Origin of the sequence: Citrobacter sp. Cpo032 (assembly GCF_030332975.1) — a bacterium.
Classification (GTDB): Bacteria; Pseudomonadota; Gammaproteobacteria; order Enterobacterales; family Enterobacteriaceae; genus Citrobacter; species Citrobacter portucalensis.
Window position 1 is genome coordinate 224979 of the sequence record NZ_JAOWGU010000047.1, and the last position, 9436, is coordinate 234414.

At 53.7% G+C, this 9436-nt stretch carries 9 protein-coding genes; 5 read left to right on the forward strand and 4 right to left on the reverse strand.

What is annotated here, in order from left to right; genetic code table 11:
• Positions 1 to 67: 67 nt before the first annotated feature.
• Entirely contained in the window at positions 68 to 1600 is a 1533-nt protein-coding gene (locus tag OGY33_RS17605) for a SpoVR family protein (RefSeq protein WP_003833557.1), read from the reverse strand.
• Positions 1601 to 1922: 322 nt separating this feature from the next.
• Here OGY33_RS17605 and OGY33_RS17610 point away from each other — a divergent pair, with 322 nt between their 5' ends.
• On the forward strand, positions 1923 to 3221 hold the full coding sequence (locus tag OGY33_RS17610) for a D-amino acid dehydrogenase (protein WP_003833553.1): 1299 nt from the start codon (positions 1923 to 1925) through the stop codon (positions 3219 to 3221).
• 12 nt (positions 3222 to 3233) lie between these two features.
• Complete coding sequence (dadX, locus tag OGY33_RS17615; RefSeq protein WP_003833552.1) at positions 3234 to 4304, forward strand: catabolic alanine racemase DadX; 1071 nt, start codon at positions 3234 to 3236, stop codon at positions 4302 to 4304.
• 104 nt (positions 4305 to 4408) lie between these two features.
• Here dadX and OGY33_RS17620 read toward each other — a convergent pair whose 3' ends face one another.
• Positions 4409 to 6142: a potassium/proton antiporter gene (locus OGY33_RS17620; RefSeq protein ID WP_049016299.1), complete on the reverse strand. Its 1734-nt coding sequence runs from the start codon at positions 6140 to 6142 to the stop codon at positions 4409 to 4411.
• 97 nt (positions 6143 to 6239) lie between these two features.
• Positions 6240 to 7154: a muramoyltetrapeptide carboxypeptidase gene (gene ldcA, locus OGY33_RS17625; protein ID WP_191238407.1), complete on the reverse strand. Its 915-nt coding sequence runs from the start codon at positions 7152 to 7154 to the stop codon at positions 6240 to 6242.
• Positions 7155 to 7252: 98 nt separating this feature from the next.
• On the opposite strand from ldcA, the gene emtA reads away from it, so the two are divergent.
• Positions 7253 to 7864 carry a membrane-bound lytic murein transglycosylase EmtA gene (gene emtA, locus OGY33_RS17630; protein WP_016153365.1) on the forward strand — a complete coding sequence of 204 codons (612 nt, stop codon included), beginning with the start codon at positions 7253 to 7255 and terminating at the stop codon, positions 7862 to 7864.
• Positions 7865 to 7875: 11 nt separating this feature from the next.
• Here the strand turns inward: emtA and ycgR are convergent, their stop codons facing one another.
• A complete protein-coding gene (ycgR, locus tag OGY33_RS17635; RefSeq protein ID WP_003833545.1) occupies positions 7876 to 8610 on the reverse strand; it encodes a flagellar brake protein YcgR in 735 nt (244 codons plus the stop codon).
• Between the two features lie 201 nt (positions 8611 to 8811).
• Between ycgR and OGY33_RS17640 the strand changes: the two genes are divergently transcribed.
• Both OGY33_RS17640 and OGY33_RS17645 read left to right on the forward strand, forming a co-directional pair.
• Positions 8812 to 9066: a GlsB/YeaQ/YmgE family stress response membrane protein gene (locus tag OGY33_RS17640; protein WP_048212573.1), complete on the forward strand. Its 255-nt coding sequence runs from the start codon at positions 8812 to 8814 to the stop codon at positions 9064 to 9066.
• Positions 9067 to 9250: 184 nt separating this feature from the next.
• On the forward strand, positions 9251 to 9436 hold a 186-nt coding region (locus OGY33_RS17645; RefSeq protein ID WP_286572022.1), incomplete at its 3' end, for a hypothetical protein.

The following is a 9436-nucleotide window of genomic DNA, read 5'->3' on the forward strand; positions in this document are numbered from 1 at the left end:
ATCCGGCCTACAATACGTGCACTTCGTAGGCCGGATTAGGTGTTTACACCGCCTCCGGCAATAAGATTTACAGACCGTTCATCCTTGGCGGGCAACGCTCCAACAGCTCCACGCTGCCATCTTCATTCTGTTGCTCCAGCATCACGTCAAAACCCCAAAGCCGGTGTACGTGCTTGAGCACTTCTTTGCGTCCTTTATCCAGCGGTGCGCGGTTATGCGGAATATAGCGTAAGGTGAGCGAACGGTCGCCACGCAGATCGACATTCCAGATTTGAATATTCGGCTCCAGGTTGCTGAGGTTGTATTGCGACGACAACCTGTTGCGGATCTCACGATATCCTTCCTCGTTATGAATCGCTGAAATCTCCAGATAGTTGTGACGATCGTCATCCAGCACGGTGAACAGACGGAAATCACGCATCACCTTTGGTGACAGGAACTGGCTGATAAAGCTCTCATCTTTGAAATCGCGCATCGCAAAATGCAGGGTTTCCAGCCAGTCAGAACCCGCTATGTCCGGGAACCAGTATTTGTCCTCCTCGGTCGGCGACTGACAAATACGTTTGATATCCTGGAACATGGCAAACCCCAGGGCATAAGGGTTTATCCCGCTATACCACGGACTGTTGTAGGGCGGCTGAAATACCACATTGGTATGGCTATGCAGAAACTCCAGCATAAACCGTTCGGTGACTTTACCTTCATCATAAAGGTGGTTCAGGATGGTGTAATGCCAGAAAGTGGCCCAGCCCTCGTTCATCACCTGCGTCTGTTTCTGCGGATAAAAATACTGGCTGACCTTGCGTACAATGCGCAGGACTTCACGTTGCCAGGACTCCAGCAGCGGGGCGTTCTTCTCCATGAAGTACAGCAGGTTCTCCTGTGGCTCAGAGGGATAACGCCGGGCTTCCGCCACGGTTTTCTCTTCCTCTTTCTTCGGCAGCGTGCGCCACAACATATTCACCTGGCTTTGCAGATACTCTTCACGGCTTTTCTGACGGGCTTTCTCTTCCTGTAGGGAGATTTTTTGCGGGCGTTTGTAACGGTCAACGCCGTAGTTCATCAGCGCATGGCAGGAGTCGAGCAGCTTTTCGACTTCATCCACGCCGTAACGCTCTTCACACTGGGTAATATAGTTTCGCGCGAAGATCAGGTAATCGACAATGGAACTGGCATCCGTCCAGCTTCGGAACAGGTAGTTGTTTTTGAAAAAGGAGTTGTGTCCGTAGCAGGCATGCGCCATCACCAGCGCCTGCATGGTGATGGTGTTCTCCTCCATCAGATACGCGATGCACGGATTGGAGTTGATAACGATCTCATAGGCCAGCCCCTGCTGACCATGCTTATACAAGCGCTCGGTTTCAATAAACTTTTTACCAAACGACCAGTGAGGATAGTTGATCGGCATCCCGACGCTGGAATAAGCGTCCATCATCTGTTCGGAGGTGATCACCTCGATTTGGTGCGGGTAGGTATCCAGTCTGTAGAGTTTCGCCACGCGGTCTATCTCTGCCAGATAGACATCCAGCAGATCAAACGTCCAGTCGGGTCCATCGCTTAACCGTGTGCTGTCCTTGTTCATGGAATCAATCGTAGCCATTCGCGCACCCTCATTGTTGGCGGCACTCTCTGTCTGGAGTACCTCATGTCAAGCATAGATCATGGCGTTAAAAAACGTGCTGCGGCAGAAATTTTTTCTTTGCGATTTCACGTTAGCGAGGCGTCGAAAAATGGCATGGCCGCAAAATTTTATGCTGGATAAAAATAACGCACAGCAGGAGATGCCAAAGCGGAGAGTCCCCAGCCATCACCGCTATATGTGAGATAAGTCACCATAAAAAAGCCATATGTTGAATAATATTTTCAACTGAGTTATCAAGATGTAATTAGATGATTGTTCTTTTACTGTTAACGGAGTGGCTATGCGAGTTGTCATACTGGGAAGTGGTGTCGTTGGCGTGACCAGCGCCTGGTACTTAAGTCAGGCTGGACACGATGTCACCGTCATTGATCGTGAGCCCGGTCCGGCACTGGAAACCAGTGCGGCGAACGCGGGGCAAATTTCTCCAGGTTATGCAGCACCATGGGCGGCACCAGGCGTACCGCTAAAAGCAATTAAGTGGATGTTTCAGCGCCACGCTCCGCTGGCCGTCCGTCTTGACGGAACCCAGTTCCAGTTGAAATGGATGTGGCAGATGCTGCGCAACTGCGACACCAGCCACTACATGGAAAACAAAGGACGCATGGTGCGACTGGCGGAATACAGCCGTGATTGCCTGAAAGCGCTGCGCGCCTCTACCGGTATCGAGTACGAGGGGCGCCAGGGCGGAACCCTGCAACTTTTCCGTACCGCTCAACAGTATGAGAACGCTACCCGCGACATCGCCGTGCTAGAAGATGCGGGCGTGCCATATCAACTGCTGGAAGCAAACCGTCTGGCGGAAGTCGAACCCGCACTGGCAGAAGTGGCGCACAAGCTGACCGGCGGTCTGCGTTTACCGAATGATGAAACCGGCGACTGCCAGCTGTTTACCCAGCGTCTGGCGCAGATGGCGGAGCAGGCAGGCGTTAAGTTTCGCTTTAATACCCCGGTCGATAAGCTGCTGAGCGATGGTGAGCAGATTTATGGCGTCCAGTGCGGCGAAGAGATAGTTAAAGCCGATGCCTATGTGATGGCGTTTGGTTCGTACTCCACGGCAATGCTGAAAGGGATCGTTGATATCCCGGTCTATCCGCTCAAAGGCTATTCGTTGACCATTCCGGTGGCGCAAGACGACGGTGCGCCGGTTTCTACTATCCTTGATGAAACCTACAAAATCGCTATTACCCGCTTTGACAATCGTATTCGCGTTGGCGGCATGGCGGAGATTGTCGGCTTTAATACAGAACTGCTACAACCTCGTCGTGAAACGCTGGAAATGGTCGTACGCGATCTCTTCCCGCGCGGCGGTCATGTGGAGCAGGCAACCTTCTGGACCGGACTGCGTCCGATGACGCCGGACGGAACGCCGGTGGTGGGGCGCACCCGCTTTAAGAATCTGCTGCTCAATACCGGCCACGGCACGCTGGGTTGGACCATGGCCTGCGGCTCCGGTCAGCTGCTGAGCGATATCCTTTCTGGCCGCACGCCAGCCATACCTTATGACGATCTGAGCGTGGCGCGTTACAGTCCGGGGTTTACCCCCTCCCGTCCACGGCATTTACATGGCGCACATAACTGATAAGGACGTGAGATGACCCGCCCGATACTGGCCAGCATTGACCTGCAGGCGTTGAAACAAAATCTGACCATTACCCGCCAGGCCGCGCCGGACGCTCGCGTCTGGTCGGTGGTGAAAGCCAATGCGTACGGACACGGCATTGAACGCGTCTGGAATGCGCTGGGCACAACCGATGGTTTTGCCATGCTCAATCTTGAAGAGGCGATAACCCTGCGCGAGCGCGGATGGAAAGGCCCGATACTCATGCTGGAGGGTTTTTTCCACGCCGAAGACCTGACGGTATATGACAATTATCGACTCACCACCTGTGTACACAGTAACTGGCAGCTAAAAGCATTGCAGAATGCGCGCCTGAAGGCGCCGCTCGATGTTTACCTGAAGGTGAATAGTGGTATGAACCGCCTTGGTTTTTTACCGGAAAGAGTTCCCACGGTCTGGCAACAGCTGCGGGCTATGCCCAACGTCGGCGAAATGACGCTGATGTCGCATTTTGCCGATGCAGAGCACCCGGAAGGTATCCAGGAGGCTATGGCGCGTATTGCGCAGGCGACTGAAGGGCTGGAGTGCAGACGGTCACTATCGAATTCGGCCGCCACGCTGTGGCACCCTGAAGCGCATTATGACTGGGTTCGTCCGGGCATTATTTTGTATGGTGCGTCGCCTTCGGGACAATGGCGGGACATCGCCAATACCGGCCTGAAGCCAGTGATGACGCTGAGCAGTGAGATCATCGGCATACAAACGCTGAAAGCTGGCGATCGGGTGGGCTACGGTGGACGTTACACTGCCAGCGGTGAGCAGCGCATTGGCATTGTAGCGACCGGCTATGCAGACGGTTATCCACGCCATGCGCCAAGCGGAACGCCTGTGCTGGTGGATGGTGTACGTACCGGGACGGTGGGGACAGTCTCAATGGATATGTTGGCGGTAGATCTGACACCGTGCCCGCAGGCAGGGATCGGGACGCCGGTAGAGCTGTGGGGCAAAGAGATTAAAATTGACGATGTGGCCACCGCCGCAGGTACGGTAGGCTACGAGTTAATGTGTTCTCTGGCGCTGCGCGTGCCAGTTGTGACGGTGTAACTTTATATAGCATTGCCTGATGCTGCTGCGTTTATCAGGTCTTCAGAGTCAGTGCATTTTGTAGGCCGGGTAAGGCGCAGCCGCCACCCGGCAAAACATCCGCTTTACTCATCCTCATCTTCAGCAACGCGAACACCGACCTTCAGCACTGCATTATCTTCCTTCTCGGCCACAGTCCAGATCATACCCGCGAATTCCACCTGGTCACCGACGACCGGCGCGGCACCAAGCAGATGCTGGACAATTTCACCCAGCGTTTGCTGCTTATCACGATACTCGGTGCCATCATCCAGGCCATAAATCAGTGCCACATCGGCATATTTTGCGCTGGCTTCAAGAATAAAATCACCGAAGAAGCGCTGGTCTAACGACACAGGTGGCGACTGGCTGAACAGCTTGCCAAGAGCCGGGAGATCGCGCTCGCGGCCAATAACACACAATACATCGCCTTCGCGAAGACGCGTACTGCCGGAGGGGTGAAACAGCACGTTGTCACGAAACAGGGCGGCTATTCGCGTTTCTTCCGGCATATGCAGGTCGCGCAGTGCGGCGCCCACACACCACTTATCCGCGCTGAGCTGATAAACAAACTGCTCCCACGGGTTATCCGGATGAATATCCAGACCAATGCGCGACACGGGCCAGCCGACGGGAGGGACCACCACTTTGGCTTTTTTAGCAGCCCATGAAAGCGACGTTCCCTGAAACAGCAACGAGATAAGTACCACGAAGAAGGCGACGTTAAAGAACAGGCGCGCGTTCTCCAGACCCGCCATCATTGGGAAGACGGCGAGGATGATGGGTACCGCACCGCGCAGACCCACCCAACTGATGAAAATGCGCTCGCGCAGATTAAAGCCACGAAACGGCAGCAGTCCCGCGAAGACCGAAAGCGGGCGGGCAATGAATATCATCCACGCAGACAAAATCAGTGCCGGGATTGCGATAGGCAGCAGGTCGGATGGCGTAACCAGCAGTCCGAGCACCAGGAACATGGCGATTTGCGCCAGCCAGGCCAGACCGTCGAAGTTTTGCAGAATGCCAAACCGGTTGCGAATAGGGCGATTACCCAGCAGGAAACCACACAGATAAACCGCCAGAATACCGCTGCCTTCCAGCGCAGTGGTCAGGGCAAAAATCAGGATCCCACCGCTTAACGCCAATAGCGGATACAGTCCGGCAGGCAGGGAAATGCGGTTAATCATCTGCTGGAGCATATATCCACCGCCCAGACCGATAACGATGCCTAAGCCAAACTGCTGGATAATGTGCACCGCGAACATCCAGCTTAAACCGGTTTCGTGGTTTTGGATCATGGCGATGAGCGTGATGGTCAAAAATACGGCCATCGGGTCATTACTGCCGGATTCAATTTCCAGCGTAGAGCCAACGCGTTCGTTAAGCCCCTTACCACCAAGCAGGGAAAAGACCGCCGCGGCGTCGGTTGAACCAACAATCGCGCCAATCAGGAGTCCTTCGATAAGATCCAGATGAAACAGCCAGGCGGCCATCATGCCAGTGAGTCCGGAAGTAATCAGCACACCGACCGTCGCCAACGATAGCGCCGGGCCTAACGCAACGCGAAAAGAGCTGGCCTGGGTGCGCATCCCGCCGTCGAGCAGGATAACTGCCAGTGCCAGGTTACTCACCATGTAGGCGAATGGATAGTTATCGAAAGGTATGCCGCCTATACCATCTACGCCCGCTAACATACCGATAGCGAGAAATATCACCAGAATTGGGATACCGAGGCGTGATGAGAATGAACTGAGTAAGATACTGCAGGTGACGAGAACGGAACCCAAAATAAAAAGGCTAATAATTGCTGCGGCATCCAACGTTCGGTTACTCCTGAATTACGCTGTTTCGTATTAGTAAACCCTACCATAATAACGACAGAAACAGCGTTTTGCTTAGCCCCATTAGCTGCTTTTTTTACGATTTTAGTACCGGATGCCCACTTAAGGTGAGCTGAGTGCCGTTTTTATCATTTTTCAGCACCGCATTGGCTCCCAAAGGCAAGGTGACAGTGCGTTGTTCATGGCCAAAATCGAGGCCGCAGATCAACGGTACTGACAATCTGGCGCGCAGAAAATCACAAACTGAATCAAGATTGTAACCAGCGTCGTAATCATTTGGCGCGCTGCCGCTAAAACTGCCGAGGATAATGGCGTTTTGCTGGGCCAGTATTCCGGCGTGGTACAGCTGTAGCAGCATACGCTCGACACGGAATGGATGCTCGTTAATGTCTTCCAGCACCAAAATGCCGTTTTTGATAGTCGGCATCCACGGCGTACCCATCAGCGAAATGATCATCGCCAGATTTCCTCCCCACACTGTACCTTCAGTTGCGCACTGCGGACCCTCACCCTGCCATTCGAGGGTAAATTGGGCATTACGCAAAGCCTGCCAGAAATGGTGCTCGGTGAATGCGTTCATTTCTTCGGCGCCGAAGTTCGCTGCCAGCATCGGGCCGCTGAAGCTAATCACATTCCCCTGTGCCAGCAGACCACACTGGATCGCCGTAAAATCGCTGTGTCCGCACAGCAGTAGCGGATCTTGTTGCTGGCGGGCTGCTAGCCCCTGCCAGTCAATCTCTTCCAGTAAACGGCTCGCGCCATAGCCGCCGCGTACCGCCATCACAATGGTATCGGGGGTTTTCAGATTAACGAGCGAGTTCACATCAGCAAGCCTTTCTGCCTCTGTCCCCGCAAAACGCTGGCAGCGGCGCGCAATGACCGATGAATTGTCGACCTGATGACCGGCCTCAGTAAGACGCGCAAGCCCACGTAAGGCAGCCTGTTGATTGATACAGTAGCCCGACGGGGCAATTAAGTGAAACCGGGACATGGCATTTCCTTGCTACAACTAAAACCAAATGTATATCATGCCGCGTAGGTATGTCGTTGTCACCTCAGCGACAGGTTCCGGCTATAAGGATAGATGACGTGAAATTGAGATGGTTTGCTTTTTTGGTTGTATTACTTGCGGGCTGTAGTTCAAAACAGGATTACAAAAACCCGCCGTGGAATGCTGAAGTTCCGGTTAAACGCGCAATGCAATGGATGCCGATCAGTGAAAAAGCCGGTGCGGCCTGGGGTGTCAGTCCACAATTGATTACCGCTATTATCGCCATTGAATCAGGCGGAAATCCGAATGCGGTCAGTAAGTCCAATGCGATTGGTCTGATGCAGTTGAAAGCCTCAACTTCAGGACGCGATGTTTATCGCCGCATGGGCTGGAGCGGAGAGCCGTCGACCAGTGAGTTGAAAAACCCCGAGCGCAATATCTCAATGGGGGCCGCATATCTGAGTATTCTCGAAACCGGGCCGCTGGCCGGCATTGAAGATCCGCAGGTGATGCAGTATGCGCTGGTAGTATCGTACGCCAACGGCGCGGGCGCATTGCTGCGAACGTTCTCTTCCGACAGGAAGAAAGCCATCAATAAGATCAACGATCTCAGCCCGGATGAATTTATTGAACATGTTGCGGACAATCATCCGGCGCCGCAGGCCCCGCGCTATATCTGGAAGCTTCAACAAGCGCTGGATGTGATGTAGTTCGTGTGAGTTTACTCGCGCACCTTATTCGATTTTTCCCGGGCCTCGCGTTCAAGGGAAAAAATAATCCGCTGTAAGTTCCGCTCCACCGCCGGGCCGACGTTGAGAAAACGAAAGCTCAGGCGGGGAGTGGTAATGGTTTCGTTTTTGCTGTCGATAACTTTGCGCTCGCTAATGGAAATGAGCTGGGCGTCAACGTGATACACCCCCCATTGCTCCATATTCAGTTCAACCTGCGCGAAGCGTATACCTTCTACCAGTCCTTCTGGTTTTGCCGTTTCTAACAGCCCGCCCATACCGCCAAGCGATAAATCGAATAAGCGAAAGCACAGCGTGCTGTTGTCCGGCATTTTTGCCGTGCAGCGATAGGGAGGGTGCAGCGGAGCGCCGATGCGGAAATATTCGCGACGCTGCACAAACCACAGAGAAGGCGGCAAGGATGAAATAAACGCCGGCAGTTGCTGATACTCGCCTTTTTTCAACTGTGGCAGGGTGAATTCTACTTTGGCTCCCTGCGTTTCGGCGATAATCGAGATCTGGCTGGCCCGCTGTACGGCCTGGTTTTCATATTCCTGGCTGCCAAAATCCATGACCAGCTCGTCCGGGCTGACGGCCAGAACTTTGCTGATGAACTGGCCGCCCGACCAGGAGATACGCAGTGGAACCTGCTGCGACTTTAAGTCCCGAAGTACACCTAACACCGCTAACGGATTTTGCTTCAGGAACTGCTCATTGTAGTTACTCACACCTAATGACTCCTGGATGCCTGGTTTGTCGTTGGGTTATCGGCATCAATCGACGGAACTTAATACAAATGGATGAAATTTTTTACCAAACCCAATGAATTAAGTCTGAGTGATAAAAGCATGTCGCGATGGCTTGCCTATACTTTAAGTGCTGGCGCAGGAATGTCTTGCGCGTGCGTTCACTGGAAAGAGGGCCTGAAAATGGGAATTATTGCCTGGATTATTTTTGGTCTGATTGCGGGGGTTATCGCCAAACTGATTATGCCGGGGCGTGATGGCGGTGGGTTTATCCTGACCTGTATTCTCGGTATTGTCGGTGCTGTGGTCGGTGGATGGTTGGCAACGATGTTTGGTATTGGCGGCGATGTCAGCGGATTTAATCTCCATAGCTTCCTGGTGGCCGTGGTCGGCGCGATTGTTGTGCTGGGTGTCTTCCGGCTTGTACGGCGAGATTAATCGAACGGCCTCCATGCGGTAATGCCGTTCAGTTAAGCATGTACGGTGAACATGTGATTCTTGTTCAGGGCTCCGTTCACCTCAACGGTGTCATTTCTCTGAAGCGCAGATACCCGTGAACGTGCAAGGGAGGCTCGCCGCCGCCTCCCTTGCAACCCAGGCTCCCGGCGGGAAAATCGTCGCTATGCGATTCATTCGTCTTATGCCGCCTGCCTGTCAGGTCGGGGCCGAGCCTGCGTCCATGCAGGCCGTCCCTTCTGTCCGCATCCCTGCGGACTGCACCGGTCAGCCGTCAACGCCTCATCGATTTTCAGCCGGACCGGGGTCATCGCTTCAACGCACTGACTTCCAGTTAAATCTTTTTTGCTGT